The organism is Erwinia psychrophila (genome assembly GCF_039023475.1).
Lineage (GTDB): Bacteria > Pseudomonadota > Gammaproteobacteria > Enterobacterales > Enterobacteriaceae > Erwinia.
In genome coordinates, this window is sequence record NZ_JBCHVB010000010.1 from 12,438 (window position 1) to 39,013 (window position 26,576).

The 26,576-nt window shown below is 54.3% G+C and carries 22 protein-coding genes; 11 read left to right on the forward strand and 11 right to left on the reverse strand.

The window, feature by feature from the left end; translation table 11 throughout:
- Positions 1–352: 352 nt before the first annotated feature.
- The gene (locus AAH446_RS18430) at positions 353–1,009 is read left to right on the forward strand and encodes a response regulator transcription factor (RefSeq protein WP_342908134.1); all 657 of its coding nucleotides are present in this window, start codon (positions 353–355) and stop codon (positions 1,007–1,009) included.
- 381 nt (positions 1,010–1,390) lie between these two features.
- Positions 1,391–1,813: a DUF1090 family protein gene (locus AAH446_RS18435; RefSeq protein WP_342908135.1), complete on the forward strand. Its 423-nt coding sequence runs from the start codon at positions 1,391–1,393 to the stop codon at positions 1,811–1,813.
- A 56-nt stretch (positions 1,814–1,869) separates the two neighbouring features.
- Here the strand turns inward: AAH446_RS18435 and AAH446_RS18440 are convergent, their stop codons facing one another.
- The 3 genes from AAH446_RS18440 to AAH446_RS18450 form a co-directional block, all read right to left on the reverse strand.
- Entirely contained in the window at positions 1,870–2,412 is a 543-nt protein-coding gene (locus AAH446_RS18440) for a YfaZ family outer membrane protein (protein WP_342908136.1), read from the reverse strand.
- Positions 2,413–2,771: 359 nt separating this feature from the next.
- Positions 2,772–3,266, reverse strand: a complete 495-nt coding sequence (locus AAH446_RS18445) for a FidL-like protein (RefSeq protein ID WP_342908137.1) — start codon at positions 3,264–3,266, stop codon at positions 2,772–2,774.
- Positions 3,263–4,072: a winged helix-turn-helix domain-containing protein gene (locus AAH446_RS18450; RefSeq protein ID WP_342908138.1), complete on the reverse strand. Its 810-nt coding sequence runs from the start codon at positions 4,070–4,072 to the stop codon at positions 3,263–3,265. Before AAH446_RS18450 ends, AAH446_RS18445 begins: the two co-directional genes overlap by 4 nt.
- 346 nt (positions 4,073–4,418) lie before the next feature.
- Between AAH446_RS18450 and norV the strand changes: the two genes are divergently transcribed.
- The 6 genes from norV (at position 4,419) to AAH446_RS18480 (ending at position 9,764) form a co-directional block, all read left to right on the forward strand.
- Positions 4,419–5,855 (forward strand): anaerobic nitric oxide reductase flavorubredoxin, encoded by a 1,437-nt coding sequence (gene norV, locus AAH446_RS18455; protein ID WP_342908139.1) that lies wholly within the window; start codon positions 4,419–4,421, stop codon positions 5,853–5,855.
- Positions 5,856–5,859: 4 nt separating this feature from the next.
- Complete coding sequence (gene norW / locus AAH446_RS18460; RefSeq protein WP_342908140.1) at positions 5,860–6,993, forward strand: NADH:flavorubredoxin reductase NorW; 1,134 nt, start codon at positions 5,860–5,862, stop codon at positions 6,991–6,993.
- A 172-nt stretch (positions 6,994–7,165) separates the two neighbouring features.
- Positions 7,166–7,522, forward strand: a complete 357-nt coding sequence (locus tag AAH446_RS18465) for a TehB family protein (protein ID WP_342908141.1) — start codon at positions 7,166–7,168, stop codon at positions 7,520–7,522.
- 237 nt (positions 7,523–7,759) lie between these two features.
- Positions 7,760–8,740 carry an XdhC family protein gene (locus AAH446_RS18470; RefSeq protein WP_342908142.1) on the forward strand — a complete coding sequence of 327 codons (981 nt, stop codon included), beginning with the start codon at positions 7,760–7,762 and terminating at the stop codon, positions 8,738–8,740.
- Between the two features lie 197 nt (positions 8,741–8,937).
- Positions 8,938–9,357 (forward strand): translesion error-prone DNA polymerase V autoproteolytic subunit, encoded by a 420-nt coding sequence (gene umuD, locus AAH446_RS18475; protein WP_342908143.1) that lies wholly within the window; start codon positions 8,938–8,940, stop codon positions 9,355–9,357.
- Between the two features lie 8 nt (positions 9,358–9,365).
- Positions 9,366–9,764: a hypothetical protein gene (locus tag AAH446_RS18480; protein WP_342908144.1), complete on the forward strand. Its 399-nt coding sequence runs from the start codon at positions 9,366–9,368 to the stop codon at positions 9,762–9,764.
- A gap of 135 nt (positions 9,765–9,899) precedes the next feature.
- On the opposite strand, the gene treF is transcribed toward AAH446_RS18480, so the two are convergent.
- Positions 9,900–11,558 carry an alpha,alpha-trehalase TreF gene (gene treF, locus AAH446_RS18485; protein ID WP_463322838.1) on the reverse strand — a complete coding sequence of 553 codons (1,659 nt, stop codon included), beginning with the start codon at positions 11,556–11,558 and terminating at the stop codon, positions 9,900–9,902.
- Positions 11,559–12,047: 489 nt separating this feature from the next.
- Between treF and AAH446_RS18490 the strand changes: the two genes are divergently transcribed.
- Both AAH446_RS18490 and AAH446_RS18495 read left to right on the forward strand, forming a co-directional pair.
- Complete coding sequence (locus AAH446_RS18490) at positions 12,048–12,677, forward strand: LysE family translocator (RefSeq protein WP_342908145.1); 630 nt, start codon at positions 12,048–12,050, stop codon at positions 12,675–12,677.
- Between the two features lie 16 nt (positions 12,678–12,693).
- Positions 12,694–13,602: a LysR family transcriptional regulator gene (locus tag AAH446_RS18495; RefSeq protein ID WP_342908146.1), complete on the forward strand. Its 909-nt coding sequence runs from the start codon at positions 12,694–12,696 to the stop codon at positions 13,600–13,602.
- 29 nt (positions 13,603–13,631) lie between these two features.
- On the opposite strand, the gene AAH446_RS18500 is transcribed toward AAH446_RS18495, so the two are convergent.
- Complete coding sequence (locus tag AAH446_RS18500) at positions 13,632–14,411, reverse strand: L-threonylcarbamoyladenylate synthase (RefSeq protein WP_342908147.1); 780 nt, start codon at positions 14,409–14,411, stop codon at positions 13,632–13,634.
- Between the two features lie 241 nt (positions 14,412–14,652).
- Positions 14,653–15,720 (reverse strand): SDR family oxidoreductase, encoded by a 1,068-nt coding sequence (locus AAH446_RS18505; RefSeq protein WP_342908148.1) that lies wholly within the window; start codon positions 15,718–15,720, stop codon positions 14,653–14,655.
- Positions 15,721–15,819: 99 nt separating this feature from the next.
- Between AAH446_RS18505 and AAH446_RS18510 the strand changes: the two genes are divergently transcribed.
- Entirely contained in the window at positions 15,820–16,725 is a 906-nt protein-coding gene (locus AAH446_RS18510; protein WP_463322837.1) for a LysR substrate-binding domain-containing protein, read from the forward strand.
- Positions 16,726–16,739: 14 nt separating this feature from the next.
- Here the strand turns inward: AAH446_RS18510 and yjdN are convergent, their stop codons facing one another.
- The 5 genes from yjdN to gltP all read right to left on the reverse strand — a co-directional run bounded on the left by yjdN (position 16,740) and on the right by gltP (position 26,107).
- On the reverse strand, positions 16,740–17,171 hold the full coding sequence (gene yjdN / locus AAH446_RS18515) for a VOC family metalloprotein YjdN (protein ID WP_342908149.1): 432 nt from the start codon (positions 17,169–17,171) through the stop codon (positions 16,740–16,742).
- Positions 17,172–17,265: 94 nt separating this feature from the next.
- Positions 17,266–20,208 (reverse strand): EAL domain-containing protein, encoded by a 2,943-nt coding sequence (locus AAH446_RS18520; protein ID WP_342908150.1) that lies wholly within the window; start codon positions 20,206–20,208, stop codon positions 17,266–17,268.
- Positions 20,209–20,619: 411 nt separating this feature from the next.
- The gene (locus AAH446_RS18525; RefSeq protein ID WP_342908151.1) at positions 20,620–22,269 is read right to left on the reverse strand and encodes a dihydroxyacetone kinase subunit DhaK; all 1,650 of its coding nucleotides are present in this window, start codon (positions 22,267–22,269) and stop codon (positions 20,620–20,622) included.
- Between the two features lie 637 nt (positions 22,270–22,906).
- Positions 22,907–24,451, reverse strand: coding sequence for a methyl-accepting chemotaxis protein (locus tag AAH446_RS18530; RefSeq protein WP_342908152.1), 1,545 nt, complete (start codon positions 24,449–24,451; stop codon positions 22,907–22,909).
- 351 nt (positions 24,452–24,802) lie between these two features.
- Positions 24,803–26,107 carry a glutamate/aspartate:proton symporter GltP gene (gltP, locus tag AAH446_RS18535; RefSeq protein WP_342908153.1) on the reverse strand — a complete coding sequence of 435 codons (1,305 nt, stop codon included), beginning with the start codon at positions 26,105–26,107 and terminating at the stop codon, positions 24,803–24,805.
- Positions 26,108–26,576 lie beyond the last annotated feature (469 nt).

Here is a 26,576-nt window from a genome sequence, read left to right on the forward strand (position 1 = left end):
CTATACATTTTTGTCGAACCGATTATTATACTCAGCCGACGGGATTGATATCTTACTTCCTAAGTAACCGGTTCAGCCTGACAAAAGGTGCGGATGCTATCATTCCTTTTTCCCCTCTTTGCTTAAAAAGAACGTATTAAACTGTGCTGGAAACAGAAAGAAGGAAAGCCGTATTGCTGTCATGTCGGTCGGCCCTGAAAATCGCCAGCACCATGAGGGTTGAAGAACGACTAAAACCACATTTCATGCCAAATGTATTTAGCAAGCAGACGTTAGAGTTGCGTAAAAACGCCAAATACCCAGACGTCGGCTTTTACCTGTTTATCACTGATCAAAGGATTTATCAGACGGTATGCTACGAGAAAAAAGGATCTTACGAATTGGGATATCTGAAGAAAGCCCCTTTATAGTGTATGCAATGCAGTCAATGCTGACAGCTGAGTTTTCTCCCGGGGTCGTTTGCACATACCCCACTGACAGAGATGACCTGTTAATACGCCTTAAAGCAGACCCGGTAGATATATTAACCACTGATTTCAGCTATGGTTTAGACAGGGATGGTTTATGTGAGATAAAGAAAACAGAGGAACTGCATCTGAAATTCCCAGAAATGAAAATCATTTTATTCACTGCACAGCACAGATATTCATCTCTAATAAAAGCGATGCAAGCTCCGGCTAATGCTGTTGTTAGCGCGCATGATAATACTCAGGAATTGATTAGGGCATTTCACTGGGTTATTTCAGCTAACAAGAGGGTATTCTACTCCGCAGAGATACAACGTATAGCGGAAGAAGCCCTACCCGCTTCGGGCGATGATATATTATCACCGTCGGAGGGGGAAGTTATCAAACTTTTCGCCATGGGTTACAATCTGACGGATATCGCAAGATTACGTAAGCGCAGCGTGAGTACCGTGGCAACACAAAAATATAATGCAATGCGTAAACTCCAGTTGCGATCTAATACGGATTTAATAAAGCATGCTTTTGCTCAAGGGTTAATCTGACCTGACTTTTTTTGTGAAAAAAAGTGATGAGGCTTATTAAGATCAGGCTGGTTCATCAAGTTGCACTTTCTTTATCCGCTACGCATATTCAACAAGCTAGATCCGGCCGCTTTGCTTATCAAACGGGCATTTCCCAGCATATAAACTCCGCGAAGCAGACAAGCTGCATTTTTTTCGAATCAGATATGCTGCCGGCGTGCGGGTTTTCCAGAGCGATCGGATAGTGAGTATTTATGCGGCAGTAATTCATATCATGGTGCTATACGTTTATCTTAAGAATCAGGTTTGCCGGCAATGCAAGAGGCATTGTTGTATATATTTGTACATTCATTACTTCAATAAACAATGGTCTTATTCATATTAATTCATCAAGGAAAAAAGATGTTAAGGACGATTGCTTTTATTTTATTGTCTTCCTGCTCTACGGTGACTTTCGCCAGTACAACTTCGTGCGCTGAGCAACGCTCAGATATCGCATCGAAGCTCGACACAGCAGAAGCCGATGGTGACTCGTATGAAATTTCCAGACTCCAGCTCGCACAGGAGAAGGTAAACACTTACTGCACTGACGATCGCCAGTACCAACGGGCTTCGCGCGATGTCGCGAATAAAAAACGTAAGGTTGCTGAGATTGAGGAAGATATTCAGGAAGCGCAACGGGATTACAATGAAGCCGCTGAAGATGCCAATGTGCGTAAGATAGAGAAATATCAGCGGAAGATAGCGGAGAAAAAACGCAAGCTTGAAGAGGCGAAAGAGGAAGAGAAAAACGCCGAAGCCGATTTAGCTGCGTTTGCAAATTGACGGTATAGATGACTGGCTGCCAGAAGCCCATTTGTCTGGCAGCCAGAAAAAACAGATCAGAAATTAACCTGCCCACCGATGTAAGGTCCTTCCACCAGACGCTGATTCTCACGCGTCCCTTTTCCATCCATACCGATATAGCGATAGCCCGCTTTCAGCATGACCAGATCAATGGGTTTCCAGCTGACGCCGGCATCCGCATCCAGATAGCTTTTCGAGGTATTGCTCATCTGACGAGGAGCGGTATACATGCTGCCGTAAAGTCCGACCTGTGAAATAACGGGAATAGTGACACCAACGCCGACCGGAAAAACGACGCCTTCACTGCTGCCTGCCGCGCCCTTCACATAATCCGCCTGGATACCCACACTCACATCGACCGCGCCCGCTTTCATATTCAGTCCGGCTTCAGCACCCGTTTTCTCACGCCCGTTTTCATTATTTTTAATCCAGTTGCCGTTGATATAAAGGCCTTCACTCTCCTGCCCCATGCCGACAGTCAAATCTGTGAAGTTTTTACCAACGTTCAGGCTTCCATCTACGGCGTTTGCTGCCGGAATAGCAGCCGCGACCAGTAAGGCAGAAGTCAGGGTAAGCATGAGGCGTTTTTTTGCATAGGCATAAAAATATTCTCCAGGTTGTCAGTTTCAGGGCATCTCCCTGATGTGACCCATAAGACAATTCCTACCCACATTGCGCAATTTAAATCTTAAAAAAGGTATTTTTTAGTTTTAAAATCTGAATTTAACTTAATTTTTAGATTAAATACCCAACAAAACCTCACCGGAAATTACGTGTTAAATAACGTATGTAGTGAGCTCGCTTTGTGGGTCTGCGGCAGGAGGCAGGAGGCAGGAGGCAGGAGGCAGGAGGCAGGAGGCAGGAGGCAGGAGGCAGGGCGAGCGTAACGGCTGGCTCACCCTGTGAACATGCGTTTGACCAGCCACACTATCGGTGTTTAATAACGCTGGCAGGTAAAAAGATAGGAAAGCGGCCCGCTGATCAGATAGGCGCTTTCATCCACTTTATCGATATTGAGCTGCAGATAGGCGGGATCAAGCGTGAGCTCCGCCAGCAGCGCATTAAATAGGTTATCGGGCGTAGTGTCGGTAGAAGACGTTATCGTTTTAGTAATCTGATAGCGGTAGGTATCGTAATCGATTTTTTCTCCCTCCGTCAGAACGATTCTTCTGTTGAGGGTGCTGATATTCTCTCCGCTGGTTACCTGCCCATTGATTAACAGGTAACCCGAATTTTTATTCTGGAAACGCAAATCCTGAGTGACGGCGAACTCCAGCTTATTTCCCTCGCTGCGACTGAGATCGTAGCGGGTGTATGTCGCACAGCGGAACGGATAAGACTCAGCGCGATGGGTAAACCAGAAAATGCCGATAGAGAGCGCAGTCAGTGCGGTCAGCACAAAAGCGAGAATAATACCGGTATGCCGTTTCAATCCATTCTCCAGTCGAGATAATAAAAGTTCTCACACGAAATAATATGTCCACCGCTGTTGAGTTTGCAGGAGGAAAGCATAGTACGACCGTAATTCTGCGGCGTAAACGAGGTGTAATTACCAAAATAGATACGGTGAGCGCTGTCACAGGTCTGATGGTTTTCACGGAGCATCTGCAAAATTTGCTTATCCAACGAGGGGCGTTCTGCTACAGCAAGGCCTTCTAATAGCACCACCTCACAGCCGCCAGCCAGTTCTATTGTGCTGGCCGGCATTCCTCGTTCGGAGAGCGAGATAAACAGAAAATAGCCGCCTGCGCCAGCAAGCAGGATAGCCAGCATCAAGAGTGAAATAAGCCGGCTGCTCAGGCGGAGCGCGTTACCTGACGCTTTTGCTTCCGGTTCGGGCAGCGGTTGATGATTTTCTGTCGCCGCAGCCTCATGTGGCGCCTCTTCTGAGGCTAATGCTGGCGTCCCCGGAACTTGCTCAATTTTAATCTCAGTATTAAGGCGGATGCCAATTTTAGGGATGGTGACGATAAGGTTTTCACAACCATAAGCGGCAAGTGCCCTTCTCAGCATACTGAGATACTGGTTGAGATTGCTGTTCGATCCGCGCAGGCCATATTTGTCCCACACTTCCGTTAGCAAAACGTCCCGGTTCAGTATCTCCCCTTCAGATTTCAACAATAGCTCAAAGAGGCGGCCCGAAGAGATGCTGAGGCTCAGCGATTCCTGAGTGGGGATATGAGTCAGAGTACAATCCTCTGAGTTATAGGTAATACTGTCATCTATGATATAATTCATTGATAAATCACTAAATTTCCGTCACTTCATGCCAGTACAAGGTCGCGTTAAGCACCTGATAAGCCCGCCCGCATCATCCCTTACGAAAACAGACTACTGAGGTAACCGTCAGTCGTGCCAGATAAAATTGAAGAATAGCACAGTAGAACATTTTCCCGCTGGTGAGTAAGCAGCCACCAACGTTTTGCTCCTCCTGCTTATTGTCAAATTAACAATAACGTTGCCATAAATACAGTGTCAAAACCGCACCGCCCTAAAATTAAACCATATAAATCAATAAATTAAAATATGGCACGGTTAATGCAATCTGGTTAGCGTTAATCTACTCACCGCAGGAGCGGCAAAAATGAGCAATATTCATGTAAAAAATAACGTTACCTGGATTGGCCAGCGTGACTGGAGCGTACGGGACTTTCACGGCACCGAATATAAAACGCTGCGCGGTTCAAGCTACAACAGCTATCTGGTCCGTGAAGGTAAAAATTTCATCATTGATACCGTTGATTATAAATTCAGCCGGGAATTCGTTCAGAACCTGCGTGCTGCAATCGATCTGGAAAAGCTGGACTTTATCGTCATCAACCATGCCGAAGAAGATCACGCCGGGGCACTTACCGAACTGCTGAGCGACATCCCGACCATTCCGATCTACTGTACTGCCGCCGCTATCGACTCAATAAACGGCCATCACCATCATCCTGAATGGAACTTTAACGTGGTGAAAACCGGTGACACTATCGATATTGGCAACGGTAAATCCATCATCTTTATCGAAACCCCAATGCTTCACTGGCCTGACAGCATGATGACTTATCTGACCGGTGACGCCATCCTCTTCTCTAACGACGCGTTCGGTCAGCACTACTGCGATGAACACCTGTTCAACGATGAGGTGAACCAGATTGAACTCTATGAGGAGTGCCAGCGCTACTTCGCTAATATCCTGACGCCGTTCAGCCGTCTGGTAAAACCCAAAGTCGATGAGCTGCTGGGCTTCAACGTGCCGGTAGAGATGATCGCCACCTCTCACGGTGTGGTATGGCGAGATAACCCGCTGCAAATCGTTCATAAATACCTTGAGTGGGCAAACGACTATCAGGAAGACCGCATCACCATCTTCTACGATACGATGAGCAACAACACCCGCATGATGGCTGACGCGATCGCGCAGGGGATCCGCCAGACCGACCCGCGCGTTGCCGTAAAAGTCTTTAATCTCTCCAACGCGGATAAAAACGACGTGCTCACTAACGTCTTCTGCTCTAAGGGAATTCTGGCCGGTACCTCAACCATGAATAACGTCATGATGCCGAAGGTAGCCGGGATGATTGAAGAGCTGACGGGCCTGCGTTTTAAAAATAAACGGGGTGCCGCTTTTGGTTCTCACGGCTGGACGGGGGGCGCTGTCGACCGTCTGCAGACCCGCCTGATGGATGCCGGCTTTGATATTTCCGCCTCGCACAAAACCAAATGGCGTCCCGATTTCGACGCGCTGGAAACCTGTCGGGAATATGGCCGTGACATCGCACGCGCCTGGGCCCTGAGTCCGCTGCCTGAAGCCGCCCGGGAAGCCAAAGAAGCGGCCGGGGTGGAAATAAGCAATCCGGGCGATCCTGTCGGGCAGTGCATGATCTGTACGGTATGCCAGTGGGTATATGACCCGGCGAAAGGGGAACCCGGTCAGGAAGTTGAACCCGGCACGCCCTGGGAAGCGGTCCCGGAAGATTTTCTCTGTCCGGAGTGCGGTCTGGGAAAAGCGGTTTTCGAACCTCTGGAGAGCTAACAGCATGACAGCAGATATCGTTGTTATCGGCTCCGGCTTCGCTGCCCGTCAGCTGGTGAAAAACATCCGCCAGCAGGATAAACAGGTGCCCATACGTATCATCGCGGCGGATAGCTGCGATGAGTACAGCAAACCTGAAATCAGCCACGTCTTCTCGCTGGGCCAGTATGCGAAAGACCTGACGCGACAGACGGCGGCTGACTGGGCGGAAGAACATAATATTATGCTGCATCCCAATACGCGGGTTTCACGTATTGATGCCGCGGCCCATACCGTTGAAACAAGTGCGGGCCTCTTTACCTATGGCAGGCTGGTGCTCGCCACCGGCGCAGAAGCCATTCTGCCTCCGGTGCCGGGTAACGAATTAATGTATACCCTGAACAGCCAGCAGGAATACTGCCGCTGCGAAGCTGAACTGCAAAATGCAGAACACGTCCTGCTGATTGGCGGCGGGTTGATTGGCACTGAGCTGGCGATGGATTTAAACCGGGCGGGGAAATCGGTCACGCTGGTGGACCGCAGTAGCAGCCTTCTCTCAACGCTGATGCCCCCTGAGGTGAGTTCACGCCTGCAACACCGGCTGGTTAAAGATGGCGTACGACTGAACTTCAATACTCAGATTCAGCGCGTTGAGCGCGTCAACGATCGGCTGGTCGCCCATCTGGATAACGGGCAGTGCCTCTCTACCGATGCCGTTATCTGCGCCATTGGCCTGCGTCCGAACGTTGAACTGGCACAGTCGGCTGGCCTCACTACCCGTCTCGGCATTGTCGTCAATGACCGCCTGAACACCTCTGATAAAGATATCTACGCGTTAGGTGACTGTGCGGAGATACAGGGCAAACTGTTGCCCTATCTTCAGCCTGCTCTGCTGGCCGCAATGACATTGGGTAAAAACCTGAACGGCAAAGCGGCAACGCTGATACTTCCGGCGATGCTCTGTAAAGTCAAAACGCCGGAGATGCCGCTGCATCTGGCGGGAGACACGGGCAATCCTGCATTAAGCTGGAATATAGACGTTTCCCGGGCCGGCATTATTGCCAGAGGGATGGATGATGCCGGTCTCCTCCGCGCGTTTGTGGTTAGCGAAGATCATATGAAAACCGCTTTCACTTTGCTTAAACAGCTTGCCCGCTGAAGCCAACGGAATACCGGCGTAGCAACGGACTGACCTGCCGGCTACGCCGCGGCTATCAGCAAGATACGCCCTTATAAAAGGGCAAATTAAACTAAGCGGGGCCAGGGGTTCCTCACCTCCTGCCCTCCCAGAAGTATCAGCGTTCACTTATTTTCCTGACAGGAGAAATATCATGACCCGTTTAACTATTCCTGCGCATTTTGTTCATACCCGCGCCACGCCCTTCTGGGACAAAAACACGGCACCAAAAGCGTTATTTACTCATCACAACACCAAAAAAGGGGTTTATGGCCGCCTCTCGGTAATGCAGGGCACGGTGAAATATTTCGGCTTCCCGGATGCGGAGTCCACCACACCGGACCTGGAGCTGGTCATTAACGCCGGCAGCTTTGGCATCAGCCCGCCGCAAAAATGGCACCGCATCGAGCTGTTGAGTGAAGATACCTGCTTTAATATCGACTTCTTTGCCGATCCTGACGTTATGCTGGAAGGAGAGGGGCTGGGCCAGGTCGTTAACAGCAGGAAGTGAAGCACAGGGGCGTCATCTCAGCATTTCCCACGCCTCATCCCATACGCGCTTCCTCTTACGGAGGAAGTGTGCTGCCGCCGAAAATCTTCTACGCTTAGTCAGATATCAACGCCGGGCGGGCATCGGGCAGGGGCTGACTTCAGGAGTTAGCCGCGCGAATCCTCACTCTGCCGCCTGCCTCTGGCGTCCCTTCAGCCGTAAACGGCCACCCGGATTTTTTACGCAGGGAGCAACACAATGCAAAATTTAGATCGGGAAGTCTTACGCCAGGCGAGGCACTGGAACCATCAGGATCCCGTCTGGCTCTGTACGGTACTCAGCACCTTCGGCTCATCGCCCCGTCCGCCAGGCACCATGATGGTTATCCATGGCGACGGAAGCTATTGCGGGTCGCTTTCGGGCGGCTGCGTGGAGGAGGATTTCCTTCAGCGGCTCGGCGAAGGCGCATTTCGTCAGCCCAGCCAGATTATCCGCTACGGTGAAGGCGGGCTCCACCCGAGCCAGGCGCTGCCGTGCGGCGGCGTGGTGGATATTCTGATTGAATATCTTCCACCTGACGCCCACAGCCAGGCGTGCCTTTTGCAGATGGAAGAGGCGCTGAACGGCACGGTCACCTTACGCAAAGAGCTACGGCTGCCTCATCGCTGCATCAGCCTTGAGCGCTGCGATTATGCCAGCAGCACGCTTGCCCGCTACGACAGCGAAAAGGTGGTGCTGACGCTGGCGGCAGCGCCGAGGCTGATTGTGGCAGGCTTGTCGGGCGTGGCGGTCTTCTGCGCGAATTTTGCCGAAGCGCTCGGATTTGAAGTCATCGTGCTGGAGACCCGGCCTGAATTTATCCACAACTTCTCGCCGCTGTTGAGCCCGGCCCTCAGCGTGCAGCAAACTTTTCCGGCGAAATACATCGAACGGCAAGGCTGCCATGCTCACTCGGCGGTGGTGGCGCTGACGCACGATCCCCGCATTGACGATCTTACCCTGATGGAGGCCATGCACACGCCAGCCTTCTATATTGGCGCGATGGGCTCTGCGGGGAACAGTAAAAAAAGGTGCGACCGGCTGCGGGAGTATGGTGAATTCAGCGATAAGGAGATTGCCCGTATTCATGCCCCCATCGGCATGGATATAGGCAGTAAAACCCCGGCGGAGATCGCGCTGGCGGTGATGGCAGATATTGTCCGTTATAAAAATGGCGTGATGAATTCGCCCCAGGCATAGCCGTTGCAAAAGGCTGTTAACGGCTCTGCCCATACAGCGTCCCGGCAAACAGCGTCGTCAGGGAGACATCCTCCCTGCTGCCCTGCCAAAATGTTCTGAATCCCCTCACTTTTTAAAAAAAAGCGGACCCGCGCTTGTCGATTCTGCCAAATGCGAATACTGTATTTATATACAGTCATTTTTGCGAGAATCTTCCGATGCACTTTCTTCAACCAGCAGAAAGCAGCGCGGTCATGCGCCTGCCGCTCTTTCTTGAGCGCGTCCCCTGCGGCCTGCCCTTCTCTACTCAGGACGGCGTGGAGCAGCGCCTCGATCTTAACGAACTGCTGATCCAGCGGCCTGGGGCCACCTATTTTATTCGCGTGAGCGGCGAATCGATGACGGGTGCCGGGATCAACGACGGCGACCTGCTGATCGTGGACAAATCCATTATGGCCAGCCACGGCGATATTGTGGTCGCCGCCGTGGATGGCGAGTTTACGGTAAAAAAACTGCAGCTCGTGCCGGACGTCCGGCTGCTTGCCATGAACGATCGCTGGCCCGCCATCATTCCCGGCGGGGAAACGGAGCTGGAAATTTTCGGCGTGGTCACCTTCACCATTAAAGCAATGGAATAGGCGCAAAAATGAAAAACGGTGCATCCTTATTTCCTGAGGCGGGCTTCGCGGTTTCGCCTGTCGAAACCCGCTTCAGCCGCCCCGCCCGCCGCGAGCTGACTTTTCTGTTTGGTAAGCTGGCGGACATTGTTCCAACCAACGCCGACTGTTATCTGACCGCCTGTAACGGAACCTTACGGATTATCGATCGCTACCGTCCACCGGTGGCTGGCTGCCAGGTGCTGATTGAGCGGGGAGGCAGGAATGACTGGGCTTCCGTCAGCGCTAATCCTGAACGGCTGGTGATCGGGGATGACGTCATCCTGCAAGGTGATCAGCTGCGGGAAGTGACGGTTATCGGCGTGGCGATAGGGGAAGTGGTGCCCGCCCGGAGCGCCGTAGCGCCTGTCCCGTTAGCGGCACATTAAAACGGGCTGCCGCCGTGGCGACAGCCCGTCCGGGACTGGTTAAGCAGATTGCCCTGCTATCCCCATCAATAAGCCTGAAAATGGGCGGTTTACCTTCCGCCTTCAGGGTAACGTCAGTTCAGTCAGGCGATTTGCTTACCCGCTGGTCTGACGCTGCGGCGCAAGATCGGGATACATTGCCAGCAGGCGACGCGTCACGCCGTTGGTCCAGCCGAAGCCATCCTGGAGCGGATACTCGCCGCCTCCGGCCAGCACCGGCGCCCGTCCGGCAACATTATACTTCTCCACCATCTTATGATGACGATGGTAGGTGGCACCGACCACCTGCAGCCAGCGGGCGGCGATCTCTTTCGCCAGCAGCTCTTCGCCATAGCTGTTAAGTCCCTTAATCGCCATCCACTGCATGGGTGCCCAGCCGTTCGGCTTGTCCCACTGCTCCCCCGTCTCTTCAACGGTAGAGAGCAGGCCGCCGGGCGCCAGCAGGTGGGAGCGGATAGCGGCAGCGGTCTGATTCGCCTGTTCAAGACTGGCCATACCCACATAGAGCGGCGTCACCGACGCGGCAGAGAACGCGCCCTTCTCCCGCTCCCGCCAGTTATAGTCGCGGTAAAGGCCGGCTTCCGCATCCCACAGATACTTATCGACGATTTCCCGGCGACGAACCGCTTTCTGCTGGAACTGGCTGGCGGTTACCCGATCGTTACCGCTCGCTGACAGGCGGGCGATCGTCGTTTCCAGCTTATAAAGAAAGGCGTTCAGATCGATCGGTACAATGCTGGTGGTCTGGATGCTCTCCAGCCGCCCCGGCTCATTCAGCCAGCGTGACGAGAAGTCCCAGCCCGAGGCCGCGCCCGCACGCAGGTCACGGTACACCTCGCCCGACGGACGCGCCGAGCTGCGGGCGGTCTCCACATCCTCAATCCAGGATTCATCACGAGGCGTGTCGCGATCGTCCCAGTAGCGGTTCAGCACCGCGCCATCCGGCAGCATCACCACATGGCGGCACGCCTCGCCAGGCGAAAGCCCTTCTGCACCTTCCATCCAGAACGCATATTCACGTTTAAGGTGTCTGAGGTAACGCTGCGCCTTATTTACGCCATCCTTTTCGAACAGCTCCACCATCAGGGCAAACACCGGCGGCTGCGAGCGGCTCAGATAATAGGTGCGGTTGCCGTTTGGAATATGACCGTAGGTATCAATCATCCAGGCAAAATTATCTGCCATATTATGCAGAAGATCGCTACGACCGCTGGCGGCGAAGCCGAGCATGCTGAAATAGGAATCCCAATAATAGGCCTCACCAAAACGACCGCCCGGCACGATATAGGGCTGCGGCAGCGGCAGCAGGGAAGAGAATTCCGAGTGCTTTTCCGGCTGGCGGGTTAATACCGGCCAGAGTCCGTCAATATGCTGGCTCATACTTTTCTGCGGATCGGACACATAGCGACTGTCATGAACCCGGGGAAGCTCAAAATTTTCCAGCACAAAGGCCAGCAGGTTAAAGTCTTCCTGCTCACGCTGAATAAAATAGCGGTAAAGAATATGCTCAGGCTCTGCTTTTGGCGCGCAGTCGGCAAAGGTTTTGCTGTCGCTGAATATCCGCGAGGCCTGTACCGCCTCAAACAGCTCCTGATAGCGATCGGAAGGTGTCAGAATGTCCGGTGCGGGCAGGCCACGGATAGGCTCCGGCTGTGGCTCAACGGCCATCTCCTGTCCCGCTTCATAGTCGTGATACCAGCCTTCATATTCGGTCTGGCTGTGCTCAACGATCAGGTCATTTTGATTAAAAGCGATAAAAACCTCCTGATGCCAATAAATATCGACAATTATTAATCTGCATTATCAGGCGAAACAACAATTATAGTACTCCCGTCTTACAGCGCAACCCGGTTATTTTATGACGGTCAGTGATCCAATATGTCAAAATATAAACATGCGCTCTGGATGTTAAATAAAACGGCTTTCATTCACAGGATTACCCCTGAGTTAACATAAACTGACATAAATAAGAAAACGCTAAGAAATTCGCCGGAAAATTAAGATAATTCCAGACCTGATTTGACTTAAGTTAACCCTTATTTTTAAGCCGGTTATTCTTTAGATCGCGTTGAAATCAATGCTCTGAAATTTTCCGGTAAATATTCCCTGCTGCCCCACGCTCGCGACCGGTTTCTCCCGCCTTTACGATTTACAACCTACTGTTCAACCATTAAGCTACAGCCCTCATTTTACGGGCCAGAGGCCGTCACGCCTTTTCCTGTTTTATTCCAAAGGAATGTCTCCATGACGCTACAACTCTGGCTGGCTTATACCGGCATTATTGCCGCACTGATCGCTATTCCCGGCCCTTCCGCGCTGATCAGCATGACCCACGGCCTGCGCTACGGCCATCGCCGCGCGTTCGCTACCGTGCTGGGCGGCGTGCTCTCCGCCATGACGCTGATGACCGCTTCCGCGCTTGGCCTGGGCGCAATTCTGGCCACGTCAACCACCGTCTTTACCGTGCTGAAAGTGGTCGGGGCCGCCTATCTTATCTGGCTGGGCATCAGCGCCTGGCGGGCACCTGCGGCAGCGGAAACGGCGCTGGAGGCCAGCCCAGCGGAGGCTTCTCCGGGCGTGATGAAGCTGTTCCGTAAAGGCTATATGGTGGGGATCAGTAATCCTAAAGATCTGCTCTTTTTCGCCGCGCTTTTCCCGAATTTTATCGATGCGGCGCAGCCCCATGCCATGCAGTTCGCCGCGCTGGCGATCACCTGGGCGATACTGGATTGCAGCCTGATGTTCGCTTACGCCTGTGCGGGACGCCGTCTCTCCTCCCTCTTCGCGAGCCCGGCGCGTTTGCGTATCCTTAATCGATCCACCGGCACGCTGTTTGTCTTTGCCGGCAGCGCACTGGCCGCATCCGCCAGATAAATCAGCGAGGGCGGCTATGAGCGACAGGGAAAATCTCCAGGCGATGATCGTCTTCGCCAGAGTGGTGGAGACGTTAAGCTTCACCGAAGCGGCAAGCCTGCTTGGCCTGTCAAAGTCGGCGGTCAGCAAAGAGATCGCCGCGCTGGAAGTCCGGCTTGGCGCCAGACTGCTTGAGCGCACCACCCGCAAAATTGTGGTCACCGAGGTCGGCATGACCTGGTATCACTACTGCGCCCGCATTCTTAGCGAAGTGAAAAGCGCCGACCTGTTTATCCGTCAGTATCATGAAGAGCCGACCGGCAGCCTGCGCGTCGTCGCGCCCGTGACCTTTGGCTGCCAGTGCATCGTGCCGGTGCTTAATCAGTTTGTCGCCAGCAACCTGCACGTCAGCGTCGATCTCGACCTGACCGATCGCCCGGTAAATCTGGTGGAGGATAATGTGGATATCGCCATCGTTATCCGCCGCGACCTGCCTGAACATCCTCACTTTAAGCCGCTGAGGGATATCAGCTGGGGGCTGTATGCGGCGCCTGACTATCTGGCCCGCTTCAGTCCGATTGAAAAACCTGAGGATTTGCCGCGCCACGACTTTGTTCTGTTTCGCGGCCCGGCTCATACGCTGGCGCTGCCGTTCCGGCGCGATAAGCAAAAGCGCAATATTGAGGTCCGCAGCCGCTTTCGTGCCAACAACAGCACCGCGCTGGTAAATTCCGCTGTCGCCCGGACCGGCATCGCCTATCTGCCCGATTATATTGCTCAGGAAGCGGTAAAGGCCGGCAAACTGACGCGGGTTTTAGCGAACTGGGAAATGGATCTTTTTAAGTCTTATATTTTGTATAAGCAGGAAAGTTTTACGTCGCCGCGCGTGAGGCTGTTTATTGAGACGTTACAGAAAGCGGTACGGCAGGAAGGAAAGGGAAAATAACGGGGCGGCAGGCGCCGCCCCGTCGGAACTCAGTAGTAGTTACCGTGACGGTAATCCCAGGTGGTAAAGGTATCGGAAAGCATCGACATGATCTTATCCACGTCCAGTCCTTTACGAATCAGTACCGGGCAAGGCGTGATATTACGTTCGCCCTTCTGTTCCGGCACCAGTTTGCCGCTCTCATCCACCATCGCCACCATCACACCCTGCTCATAGCGGGTTTTTTCAGACTCATTTGGCTGAATCGATTTCACATAATCGTTGGCTTCAATAATCAGGTCGGCCTGCGATTCAATGCGCTCGCCGATGCCTTCCACCAGCCCACGGTTGCCTTTGCCTGACGGGTTAGCGGAGCTGGCGAAGGAGAATTTACCGTGGTTTTCCCACAGCTCTTTTGCCAGATTCTCACCAGGCACGCCGAATTTAATCACGAAGCAGCTGGTCTGGCGGCGGTCCATCATCAGATCTTTCGAACCATCATCAGGAATACGCGCCACCGCCTCTTCTTTCCACGGCAGGATGCAGCCCAGCAGCACGTCTTTATCCCAGTGCTGCTGATAGAGAGACTCGATTTCCGGGTTCAGCTGCGCCAGCTCTTTCAGCTGCGCCAGCGAACCGCACAGCACCACGCCCGGCTTATTGCGGTTGCGCTGCTTGGCGTCAAATTTGCGCTCCAGACCTTTAGCGTCTGAAGTCATGATGATATAGCCCACTTTGGTCGGGCAAACGATCATGCCGCCCTCGGCGGATAAGATCTTAACGGCTTCTGGCTGTAAGCCGCCGTTCCAGTGAATAGTTTTATTGCTCACAATCGCACCTGCCTGTCTGAAAGAGTTTCACAAGGGGTTAGCGGGTCGCCTGCGCTGACGGGATATGCCCTCGCCGCCTGAAGCGCCGTAACCTGATGACGTTATCCTAACTCAGGCGCGCCTTTTAGCAACAATTAGCGAATCTTTCACGCTATTGTTTCCTCAAAGAAACAATAGTTGCCTGCGAATCTTCTTTTCAGCCTGCTGCGTACACACTCTGGTGCACGCAGCAGTGACGGCATCAGCCGGGAATAAGCTTCTCGGCTTTCAGGCGATCGAACAGGGCAATGAAGGCGTCGCGGGTACACTGGTAACCGGTGAAGCCTGCCTTACGGCTTTTGCTGATGTCGGTAAAGACCTCCATCGGACGGCCCAGATCCGCATCGGTGTGCCACCAGGAGACCAGACGGGTGATATCCGCTTCTTTAAGATCGAACTGCTTCGCAATCGCTTCCCACTGCGCGGGCGCGTCATCCATACGGCCTTCAAGCGGCTGTGCTTCGCCGGAAAACGGCGCGGCTTCGATGCCGAAGTAGTCGGCAATCTGGCCCCACATCCACTTCCAGCGGAATACGTCACCGTTAACGACGTTGTAGTCCTGGTTCTGGGCTGAGGAAGTGGTCGCCGCCCATTCCACCTGCTGAGCCAGCACGCGCGAATCGGTCATATCGGTAACGCCTTCCCACTGCGCTTCGGAGCCGGGGAACAGGAAAGGCTGGCCGGTCTGCTTACAGAGGCTGGCATAGACCGCCAGGGTCTGGCCCATGTTCATGGCGTTGCCCAGCGCGAAGCCGATGATAGTGTGCGGACGGTGTACGCTCCAGGTGAAGCCATACTTTTCTGCACCGGCAAAGACTTCATCTTCCTGCGCGTAGTAAAAGTTATCGACCGGCTGACGTCCCTGCTCCTCACGGAAAGGCGTCATCGGTACCGCGCCTTTGCCATAGGCATCGAACGGGCCCAGGTAGTGCTTCAGGCCGGTCACCAGCGCGACATGGCCGCCTTTCAGGCCGTCACCCAGCGCATCGATAACGTTGCGCACCATCGCGCCGTTAACGCGGATGTTCTCTTTCTCATTTTCCTGTCTGGCCCAGACGCTGAAAAATACTTTATCGACCTTCACGCCGTTCAGCGCTTCGGCCACGGAGGCACTGTCGGTCAGATCCGCCGTCAGGGATTTACAGCCTGCGGGGATCGCGGTGCGCCCGCGTGACAGTCCGTACACTTCCCAGCCGTCACCGGTAAGCTGTTCCGCAATAGCGGTGCCGACAACGCCGCTGACGCCGACGATTAATGCGCGTGGTTGCATAATTTCTCTCCTTTTCAGTTCAGAAGGTAAGCTTAATAGAGAATTTAAGTCTTGTCTGAGGTATAAATTCACAACATTAATGAACTGAGTTCACGAATCATGCACAGTCTCGATCGTCTTAAGGGCATTACGCCTTTTGTGGCGGCCGTTGAACAGGGCAGCTTTACCGCGGCGGCGGAAAGTTTGCACCTGAGCAGCTCGGCGGTCAGTAAAAGTGTCGCGAAACTGGAAGCGCGCCTTGGCTCAAAATTATTCGAGCGTACCACCCGTCGCCTGACGCTGACCGACGCCGGTCAGGCATTTTTTGACACCTGTACCCGCGTGCTGAACGAGCTGGCGGAAGCAGAATCCGTGCTGGCAGCGCAGCGCACTATCCCCGTGGGCAAGCTGCAAATCGCCGTACCCAATACCTTCGGACGCATGCGCGTCATGCCTCTGCTGAACACCTTCTGCCAGCAGAATCCTGAGATGCAGATCAGCCTCGCTTTCTCCGACCGTTTTGTGGACCTGTTTGAAGAAGGGGTGGATATCGCAGTAAGGATCGGCGGCCCGGCGGAGTATCCCCCTTCCCTGGGCTTTCGCTTTCTGGGCAATGAACGGTTAATTTTCTGCGCCGCGCCGCACTATCTTGCGCAGTTTGGTACGCCGCAAACGCTGGAAGCGTTAAGTAAACATCGCGCTATTGTCTACCACCGGGTCGACGGCAGCACCAGCCCGTGGCACATCGCCGCGCCCGATGGCCGGATAGCGCCGCGCAACGTGGCGTACAGAATGGCGCTGGGAGACGGTGAGGCGCAAATCTCTGCGGTGGTTGCCGGGCTCGGCGTGGCGCAAATGGCGACCTGGCTGATGGAGAAGCAGCTGGCGAGCGGTGAACTGGTGCAGATCCTGCCGGAACTGGCGGTGACCGGTCTGCCGCTCTATGTGATCTGGCCGCGCAGAAAGCAGCTGACGCCAAAAGTTGACGCGCTGCTAGCGGCGCTTGATGGGCTTAACATTACCTGACATAAACAGCCCCCTCAGCGGCCCTGCGGTTTTACGACGCTCACCATCCAGGCGATGCCGAACCTGTCGGTCAGCATACCGAAACCGCTGGCCCAGAACGTCTCCTCCCATGGCCGTGTTATCGTTCCCCCGACGGCCAGATTATCAAACCAGCGTTTCCCTTCCGCCAGGTCAACGGTGGAGAGCGAAATTGCGCTTCCTGCCATTACCGGCGCTGTGTCGGGGCTGTCGCACATCAACAGTTCGCTGTCGCCAATGCGCAGTTGGGCATGCATGATCTTCTCCGCCGGCAGCGGGCCTGCGCTGTCACAGCCATGATGTGCCCGATCGGGCGGCATATCGCCCCAGGTCATTTTAAAGGCCAGATGCGCGTCAATCGCCTGGTGGTAAAAGGCAATGGCCTCTTCGCAATTTCCTGAAAAGAACAGATAGGGTGTGATCTGCATAACTTCTCCTGAAACGTCGTGATGGCGTAAACAGGAGAAGTGTAGTCGGGGCAGCGGGGGGAAAGAGTGATAGCTGTTGAAAAAACAGGCAGCGCTAGCTACCGGCAGCAGCACCAGGATCAACCAGGCCCGTTGGCGGACTCTCCGGCAGCATGGCATCAGGAGGGGCCATCCGGAATCGCTCCGGTGGGTGGAAAATTTTCAGTCGCGTTTCAGAAGGCTGAGGCCGGCCAAAATAGTACCCCTGGAAGAGCGTGCAGCCCTCAATCTTAAGCTGCTCAAACTGCTCGCTGCTCTCGACACCTTCTGCGGTGATCTGAATATCCAGACTGCGGCTCATACCGGTAATGGCCCGGATAATGGCCAGCGCCTCCCGGCTCTCCTTCATATCGTTAATAAACGACTTATCAATTTTGATTTTATCGAACGGGAACGAACGCAGGTAGCTGAGCGACGAGTAGCCGGTGCCGAAATCGTCCAGCGCGATGCGGACGCCCAGCGCCTTGAGTTTTTGCAGCGTGCGGATATTGACCAGAGTGTTATCCAGCAGCACGGACTCGGTAATTTCAACCTCCAGACGCTGCGGCGCCAGCCCTGAATCCTTCAGCGCGGCCTGCACAACGGAAACCAGCGAGCTGTTTTTGAACTGTAGCGGCGAGAGGTTAACCGCCACGCTCTGATGGGCGGGCCAGGTGATCGCCTCCCGGCAGGCTTCATAAAGCGCAAAGGCGCCGAGGCTGTGGATCAGTCCGGTCTCTTCGGCGATGGGAATAAAATCTAACGGCATGATCAGCCCTTTTTCCGGATGATGCCAGCGCATCAGCGCCTCATAACCGATGATTTCCTCGCCCTGGCCGTTGGTGATCGGCTGGTAGTAAAGCTTAAGGTGCCGTCCCGTCATCGCCTCACGCAGATCGGTTTCAATCATCCGCCGCTTGCTGGCCGCTTCTCCCATGGCGGCTGAGAAGTGTTCAAACCGGTTACGTCCGTTACGTTTCGCCTCATACAGCGCCATATCAGCGCAGCGCAGCAGCTGATCGGGCGTATTGAGCTTGCTGTCGGCCAGCGCAATACCGATGCTGAGGCCCACCGAGAGGTTATGACCATCAACGCTGAACGTGGGCCTGATCGCCTCAATCAGCCTTTTTGCGACCGCTTCAGCTTCAGCAATCTGCATCAGGCCGGGCAGCACAATCGAAAACTCATCGCCGCCGCTGCGCGCCAGCGTATCCTGATCGCGCAGCACGTTGCGTAAGCGGACGGCCACTGCCCGCAGGAGGTCATCCCCTACCTGATGGCCAAGCGCATCATTGACGTTTTTGAAATTATCGAGATCGAGTCCAAGCGTGGCGGTGCGCTTACCGTTTTCTTTATCGGCGCGCAGCGCCTCATTCAGGCGCTGGCTGAACAGCTCACGGTTCGGCAGGCTGGTCAGATTATCGTGGTGGGCCATGTGATGGATGCGGGCATCGGCCGCACGCTGATCGGTGACGTCATTGGCAATCAGCAGCACATAGTTATCGCGCGCATCGCTGCCACGGACAATGGAGGCTGAGGCGCTGATAATGCGCTCACCGCCCTGCGTCAGCAGCAGCTGCTCGTTCCTGTGCACTCCTTCATTACGCTGCGCCGCGGCGGAGAGCTGGGCAAAATAGGCTGCCATCTCCGGCGGGAGCCGATCCGACAGTTTTTTACCGCTCATCTGCGGCTGTGATACGCCCAGCAACTGTTCAGCTCTGTTATTCAGTAACAGAATCTCCTGCGAAACCAGATCTTCCACAATCACGCAGGAGGGAATATTGGTGATAATCGTATCCAGAAACTTAGAGAGAGAAGCGGTTCTGACGCTGTTCTGTTCGGCGAGATCTTTTGCCCGCAGGATCTGCTGCTCATACTCGCGTACTTCCGTACAGTCGCGGGTGATCTTGGCATACCCCAGCAGCCTTTCTTCGTCGTTATAGATCGCCTGAATCACCACATGCGCCCAGAATGCGCTGCCGTCTTTACGATAGCGCCATCCCTGGTCCTCAAAGCGTCCTACCGTATTCGCCGTCTTCAGGTTAGTTTCCGGCACGCTGGCCTGGCGATCCTGCGCGCTGTAGAAGCAGGAGAAGTGCTTGCCGACGATCTCACCGGCACTGTAGCCTTTCGCCCGCCGCGCTCCGGCATTCCAGTTCACCACCAGGCCATGCGGATCCAGCATATAGATGGCGTAATCGCTGACGCCTTCAACCAGCAGGCGGAATACCTCCGCCTGCTCCCGCTGTTCGTTGAGGGAGCGCTGCTGCTCGGTGCAGTCGCGGGTGATTTTGGCATAGCCAATCAGCTTGCCATCATCATCATGCACGGCGTCGATCACCACGTGCGCCCAGAACGCGCTGCCATCCTTGCGGATACGCCAGCCCTGCTCCTCAAATCGCCCGGTCTGGTAGGCCGTTTTCAGGTTATTTTCCGGCAGCTTTGCCTGCCGGTCTTCCCGGCTGTAGAAGCAGGAAAAGTGCTTGCCAACAATTTCTTCGGCGGTATAGCCCTTATTGCGCCTGGCCCCTTCGTTCCAGTTGACGACATGGCCCTCCGGATCCAGCATATAGATGGCATAGTCGGTGACGCCTTCCACCAGCAGACGGAATTTTTGCTCCTGCGCGCGCTGCTCTGCCAGTTTCTCTTTCTGTTCGGTACAGTCGCGGGTGATTTTGGCGAAGCCAATCAGCGTGCCGTCCTCGGCCCGGACCGCATCAATGACCGCATGCGCCCAGAACGCGCTTCCGTCTTTACGGTAGCGCCAGCCTTCAACGTCGTAGCGCCCCGTCTCTTCCGCAATTTGCAGCCCACGCTGCGGAAGGCCCTTTGCCTGCTCTTCTTCGCTGAAGAAACAGGCAAAATTCCTGCCCACGATTTCAGAGGATAAATACCCGATAGCGCGCTGCGCACCGGCGTTCCAGTTCATCACCGTGCCATCAGGTTTTAACATAAATAGCGCATAGCCATGAATGTTCTGTACCAGAAGACGGTACATAACATCGTCGTTTTCATTCATTATTTTTTTCGCCTGGTTACAGAACGCTCAACCGGGATCGCCCGGAGTAAGTCCTCAGTCGTTACACGACGCCATAAGCTGGCATAAATAGGATGTTTTTATCCCAGCCGTAACGAAAGGAATATTTTTTAGTAATTTTAGCATTAGCTATAAACTGAAAAGAGTCGTGAATTCAAGCAATTTCCCTTTCCGGTGAAAGTTATTCAGGGATTATCGGCACTGCATACAAAACATTCAGATTTTATTTAACAGCCGGGGAAATCCCTGCGAAAAAATTTGCTTTTAATCAGGAGTAAATAAAATAAATTGCTTTTATTGAGCAATAACGCGCCCCAGAAAAGTGCGCTGCGGCTTTTACTGCAAATAAAAAAGCCCCCGTAAACGGGGGCACAGACGGCTGAGGAATTTAAGTTAGTTTGCCTGTTTTGCCAGGGCAGCGAAGACCTTTTCTACCGCCAGCGCGCCGGGATCTTTCACCCCGCTCAGGCTCTCCTGATTGAGATAGGAGGAGCGTCCGGCCTGCGCTGAGGTCATTTTCGCGGTCTCATCGGCCCCTTTCTTCGCGGCCTGCGCCGCGCTCGCCAGATCGCTACCGGCCACCAGTGCCTCAAAGGCCGGGTGAAGCGCATCGATCATCGTCCGGTCACCGGGACGTGCCCCGCCGTAATGCTGCATACGCTCCAGCCCGTAGACCAGCGCTTCGGCCAGAGACGCGCCCTCTTCCCGCTTCTGTCCGGCGGAGGTGAACATGATCGACATCAGCACGCCGCTCGATCCTCCCATCACCACTGCCAGCTGTTCACCCACCAGCGTCAGCAGGCTGGCGGCGTCGTTAAGCGGCAGCTTATTCTGCTCCAGCTCACTGAGCACCTTGCCCGCGCCCGCCGCAAAGGTCGAGCCGGTATCGCCGTCGCCCACTCTGGCATCCAGCTGATTCAGCTCTTTTTCCATGCTGACCAGCGTTTCACAAACGACCCGCACGACGCCGGCGGCCTCAGCATTAGCAGAAGGCGTAAACTGCTGCTGAAATGCCACCTTTTCGCCTTCAACCGGCGTCAGCGCCTTCACCACCGTCACGGGCTGCCAGCCGCTGGCTTCCACCGGTGCCAGCAGTGCCTCTTCCAGACGTTCAGAGAGCAGCAGGGTGGAGAGTGAAAAACCTTTCATATCAAGCGCACTGACCAGCGTGGCCGGACCTGCCAGCAGCTTCACCTTTTTACCCAATGGAGAATGAAGCACTTCACGTGTCAGCACGGCCATTTCCAGCGCGGAGAAGCCGCCAAGATTATTCACCAGCAGCGCCACTTTTTTTCCGTCGGGGTTATGCGTCGCCAGCTTTTCCGTCAGATGCGTCACGATCTCATGGCTGTTCTGGGTCTCAAGCGTTGAAGCCCCCGGTTCGCCGTGGATCCCCATGCCCAGTTCACTGTGGCCCTCCTTAACACGATCGTCCCGTTTTTCGCCGGGCACATGACAGGTCGCAAAGGCGAGGCCAATACTCGCGGTCGCCTCAATGGCTTCATTAGCCAGGGCGGTCACCGCTTCCAGCGATTCCCCCTGCTCTGCCGCATAGCCCACCACTTTATGAACCAGCGCCGTACCGGCTATGCCTCTTGGCTGAGGATTATCGGGCAGCGCTATATCATCTTTTACCATTACCATCCCGACCTTCAGCCCGCGTTTTTTGGCCTTCTCGGCCGCCAGACCAAAGTTAAGCCGATCGCCGGTATAATTTTTCACAATCAGCAGACAGCCCTTTTCGCCCGTTACGTTAACGATGGCCGCAAGAACCGCCTCCACGCTGGGGGAGGCGAAAATGTCGCCGCAGACGGCGGCGGTCAGCATGCCTTTCCCGGCAAAGCCTACGTGGGCGGGCTCATGCCCGGAACCGCCGCCCGAAATCACCGCCACCCGGGATTTATCCCAGTCGTTGCGCACCACAATGCGCATATCGCTGCCGGTTTCCAGCCGGCTGAGGTTGTGATAGCGGCTGCTGAGCAGCGCGCCTTCGATCGCCTCGTTAACGAGGTCGCTTTTTTTGTTCATAAAAAACTGACTCATGACGCATCTCTCTCTGATGTTGAAGGAAAAAAGCACTGCGGCTCTAACTGTAGTTGAGTTATGCCGGTCAGGAGAGGTGAAAAAGCGCGCTGAGGGGAGGGTCTGAAAGAATGTTCAGAATATTAAGGGGAACATTTAAGATTAATCTTTAGCAGGACCGTTAATTAATAAAAAGAATAATAACAGTAAAAGTAAAATTATATTTCAAAAGTTTTCATTGTCGGAAAAATTAAGAGTTTTAATTCAGTACCATAAGAAAATGGCACTGTTTTTGCGTACGCAACACCCTGATACTTAAGATTTTTCTTATGGAGTGACTTTTTACGGCGAAAGCGGGGAGAGGGAAAATGAAATTGCAGTATCAATCACACTTTAGAACAAAAACTGCTGCACTCTTTCCAGAAATAACCTAAAAATGGCAGGGTTGACCGGGGGGCTTTTTGTCGCTCAGTCATTTTTCAGGCAGCAGACGGGGCTGTCAGCCGTTATACCTCCATCCCGTAAACCGCAAAACAGAAACGAGTCCAGTCACGCCAACACCAGGGCGTTCCTCCAGGCAGACCGCAAGGTCTGCTTTTTTTTGTACGACCGCCCCCGCAAACCTGGCTGAACGCCTGAACGCCAGCCAGGCCGGAGACTAGCGGAAAACGCTGATCGCTTCCACCAGGCGGGTCGCCTGCCGCGTCATCTGTCCTGACGCCTGTGCGCCCTCCTCCACTCTGGCCGCGTTCTGATGGGTGATGCGATCGAGATCCTCTACCGCCAGGCTGACCTCGCTCAGGGCCGTCGCCTGCTCGGCGGTCGCCGCGCTGATTTGGGCAATGAGCGACGTCACGTTCTGTACCTGAGAAACAATGTTCTCCATGGTTTTACCGGCATCATTCACATGGTCGCTGCCAGAATGTACCTTGGTGGTGCTGGCCTCCACGAGTTTTTTGATTTCGCTGGCCGCCTTCGCGCTGCGCTGGGCCAGGTTACGGACCTCGCCCGCCACGACCGCAAACCCTTTGCCCTGCTCACCGGCGCGTGCGGCCTCCACGGCCGCGTTCAGCGCCAGAATATTGGTCTGGAAAGCGATGCCGTCAATCACGCTGGTGATGTTAGCGATCTTTTTCGAGCTGTCAGCGATTTCGGCCATCATGCTGACCATATCTTTCATCGCTTTACCGCCGCTGCTCGCCGCATCGCTGGTGGTTTTCGACAGCACGTTCACCTGCTGCGCCGTTTCGGTGTTGCTCTGCACCGTAGCGGTCATTTCATTCATTGTGGCGGCTGTCTGCTGCACGTTTGCGGCGGCCTGCTCGGTCCGGCGACTGAGGTCGTTATTGCCGCGCGCAAGCGCATCGCTGGCGCTGAGAACATTGATCGCCTGCCCGCTGACGTCATTGACCAGCCAGCGGAACATCAGGCCCAGCTGGCCGATGGCGCGCTGCGTTGTGCCGATTTCATCGGCGCGGTCCTGCTCCTCAACCTTATGACTGGCACCGGTCGCCACCCGCAGCGCCTGCTGGCATAACCGCTCAACGGGGCGGGAGACCTGCTGCTCCAGCCAGGCGGAGGTGAACAGCAGCAGCAGCGCCATCACGGCGGTAAAAATAGCCAGCGGCTGCGCGGCCAGGCCCAGCGCCCAGACGCCTGCCACGCTCAGCGGCAGCAGCAGCATCAGCGGCGTACGGACGCGCCAGCGCAGCGGCAGCGTTTTCAGTACCGACGCCCAGCGCATCATCCCGCTGCGTACCAGCAGCCCCTTATGAAAGCGCCAGCCCTTTCGCTTACCTTCACGAAATTCGCGGTAGATCTGCTCGGTGGCCTTAATTTCCTGCGCCGATGGCCGGGTCCGGACGGACATAAAGCCCTGAACTTTGCCCTCACGCATCACCGGGACGGTATTGGATCTCACCCAGTAGTGATCGCCATTTTTACGTCTGTTTTTGACCAGCGCCGACCAGGGCTCGCCCTTTTTCAGCGTGGCCCACATATCCGCAAAGGCTTCCGCAGGCATGTCCGGATGACGAACCAGGTTATGGGGCTGCCCGTTAATCTCTTCCGGCGTGTAGCCGCTGACCTCGATAAATGCATCATTCGCATAGGTAATATGGCTGCTGGCATCCGTTGTAGACATCAGCGTGGCATCATCATCAAACACATGTTCGTGCTGCGTGACGGGCAGATTATTTCGCATGTAAATCCTTGAAGCGTGGCGAGATTAAGACAGGAGTAAAGGATTACTATTTTTTATAGTTTTCGGCGGAGGGAGAGCGATCTTTAGTCCCTAAATGAAATTTTGTGATCCTTGCCGGATTCCAGCCTGCATAAGCGCTGACTGGTGATACACCAGCTAAATCCGCTCCCTTTCACGCGCAGAGGGGCCGATTCATCATGCAGAAAAACTTCACTGTAGCGTCAGGGAATGGTTAAGCGCTGGCGGCAGTTATGGCGTTCTGGTGAGTGTAAGATGGCATGGCGGGGAAAAGCGAAGATGAGACGGGTGAGAAACGCCTGCGGCACGGCTGTACCGGCAGGCGTTTTACGATCAGGTTGGTGAAGAGAGATGCTTCAGCTTGCTTTCATAAGCAGTGGCCTGCTCTTTATCAAACTGGTTTTCCCATTTGGCAATCACCAGCACGGCCAGCGCATTGCCCACCACGTTCAGGGCAGTACGTGCCATGTCCATGATGCGGTCAACGCCAGCAATAAAGGCCAGCCCTTCCAGCGGGATCCCCACGCTGCCCAACGTCGCCAGCAGCACCACAAAGGAAACGCCAGGCACGCCCGCAATCCCCTTCGACGTTACCATCAGCGTCAGTACCAGCACGATTTCATCGCCCAGAGAGAGATCGATACCGTACAGCTGGGCAATAAAGATCGCGGCAATACTCTGATAGAGCGTTGAGCCATCCAGGTTGAAGGAGTAGCCGGTCGGCACCACGAAGCTGGTAATCGACTTAGGCGCGCCGTAAGCCTCCATCTTCTCCATGATGCGCGGCAGCACGGTTTCCGAGCTGGAGGTAGAGTAGGCGAGAATCAGCTCATCTTTCAGGATACGCATCAGCGTGGTGATGCGCAGGTTACAGAAACGTGCCACCGCACCCAGCACCACGAACGCGAAAAAGAGGATCGCGGCATAAACCAGGATCACCAGCTTGGCGAGTGGCCATAGCGAAGCGAAACCGAAGTTAGCAATGGTGACGGAGATCAGGGCGAACACGCCAATTGGCGCGTAACGCATAATCATATGGGTGACTTTGAACATCGTTTCTGACGTGGAACGGAACACTTTCAGCAGCGGCTCGCGATGTTCAGACGGCAGCGAAGAGAGGCCCAGCCCAAACAGCACCGAGAAGAAGATAATCGGCAGCATGTCGCCTTTGGCGATGGCCGCGAAAATATTCTGCGGAATCAGCGACAGGATGGTCGTGACCAGGCTGTGCGCCCCGCCCTGTACCTGCGCCGTGGTCGCTTCATATTTAGAGATATCCACCGTTGCCAGCGTCGACATATCAATGCCGTAGCCAGGGGTAAAAACGTTCGCCAGGGTAATACCTACCACAATGGCAATGGTGGTGATCACTTCGAAATAAACGATGGTTTTAACACCAATACGTCCCAGTTTTTTCGCATCGCCCACGCCGGCAATGCCGACGATCAGCGTGGAAATAACGATAGGCACCACGATCATTTTGATCAGATGGATAAAGATGTCACCCGCCGGACTGAGGATATTGGCGATTAACCATTCACGATCCTCTGGCTGATTATGCAATATCGCACCAACGACGATCCCCAGTACCAACGCCGTCAGTATTTGCCAGGCCAGGCTGAATTTAGGAGCTTTCATAATATTTTTTCCTTAACAAAACCCGCTTTCCGCGCGTACTTTGCGGAATGAATCACTCTCAAGGGAGGCTGTACCGACGTCGGTGAATTCGCGGATATTGGATAGTTGATACCTGATTTGCAGGCGCGTGATCAGTACCATTTTCACTGGTATAAATGCAACCCTGCCAGCGATGCGGCTACTTTATCAGCGACTTACGGGATAAAGCTCTGCGGGAAAGGCTCATAAATAACCCGTTGTTATAATTAGAAATATTTTTATACCTCAACGCATAGCTATGCAATACGTCCATTTTGGGCACAGTGACATAAAGGTTTAATTGCCTCTTTTGTGAGCAGCTTATGCAGCCCGATTCCCTCTTCTGGGGCCATAATATGAGTCAGCGGCTCACCGTCAGGGTAATTTTCCGCCCCATTTCCATCACGTGTCGTTATGACGTGATCTGTCGCGCAAAAAGCAAACAAAGCAT

Bases quoted from the DNA above. Each gene is read 5' to 3' on its own strand.
- AAH446_RS18440 (WP_342908136.1), bottom strand. From the start codon at position 2,412: ATGCTTACCCTGACTTCTGCCTTACTGGTCGCGGCTGCTATTCCGGCA.
- AAH446_RS18505 (WP_342908148.1), bottom strand. From the start codon at position 15,720: ATGCAACCACGCGCATTAATCGTCGGCGTCAGCGGCGTTGTCGGCACC.
- AAH446_RS18510 (WP_463322837.1), top strand. From the start codon at position 15,820: ATGCACAGTCTCGATCGTCTTAAGGGCATTACGCCTTTTGTGGCGGCC.
- AAH446_RS18495 (WP_342908146.1), top strand. From the start codon at position 12,694: ATGAGCGACAGGGAAAATCTCCAGGCGATGATCGTCTTCGCCAGAGTG.
- AAH446_RS18520 (WP_342908150.1), bottom strand. From the start codon at position 20,208: ATGAATGAAAACGACGATGTTATGTACCGTCTTCTGGTACAGAACATT.
- AAH446_RS18525 (WP_342908151.1), bottom strand. From the start codon at position 22,269: ATGAGTCAGTTTTTTATGAACAAAAAAAGCGACCTCGTTAACGAGGCG.
- yjdN (WP_342908149.1), bottom strand. From the start codon at position 17,171: ATGCAGATCACACCCTATCTGTTCTTTTCAGGAAATTGCGAAGAGGCC.
- norV (WP_342908139.1), top strand. From the start codon at position 4,419: ATGAGCAATATTCATGTAAAAAATAACGTTACCTGGATTGGCCAGCGT.
- AAH446_RS18470 (WP_342908142.1), top strand. From the start codon at position 7,760: ATGCAAAATTTAGATCGGGAAGTCTTACGCCAGGCGAGGCACTGGAAC.
- AAH446_RS18430 (WP_342908134.1), top strand. From the start codon at position 353: ATGCTACGAGAAAAAAGGATCTTACGAATTGGGATATCTGAAGAAAGC.
- norW (WP_342908140.1), top strand. From the start codon at position 5,860: ATGACAGCAGATATCGTTGTTATCGGCTCCGGCTTCGCTGCCCGTCAG.
- AAH446_RS18490 (WP_342908145.1), top strand. From the start codon at position 12,048: ATGACGCTACAACTCTGGCTGGCTTATACCGGCATTATTGCCGCACTG.
- umuD (WP_342908143.1), top strand. From the start codon at position 8,938: ATGCACTTTCTTCAACCAGCAGAAAGCAGCGCGGTCATGCGCCTGCCG.
- gltP (WP_342908153.1), bottom strand. From the start codon at position 26,107: ATGAAAGCTCCTAAATTCAGCCTGGCCTGGCAAATACTGACGGCGTTG.
- AAH446_RS18435 (WP_342908135.1), top strand. From the start codon at position 1,391: ATGTTAAGGACGATTGCTTTTATTTTATTGTCTTCCTGCTCTACGGTG.
- AAH446_RS18530 (WP_342908152.1), bottom strand. From the start codon at position 24,451: ATGCGAAATAATCTGCCCGTCACGCAGCACGAACATGTGTTTGATGAT.
- AAH446_RS18450 (WP_342908138.1), bottom strand. From the start codon at position 4,072: ATGAATTATATCATAGATGACAGTATTACCTATAACTCAGAGGATTGT.
- AAH446_RS18480 (WP_342908144.1), top strand. From the start codon at position 9,366: ATGAAAAACGGTGCATCCTTATTTCCTGAGGCGGGCTTCGCGGTTTCG.
- AAH446_RS18465 (WP_342908141.1), top strand. From the start codon at position 7,166: ATGACCCGTTTAACTATTCCTGCGCATTTTGTTCATACCCGCGCCACG.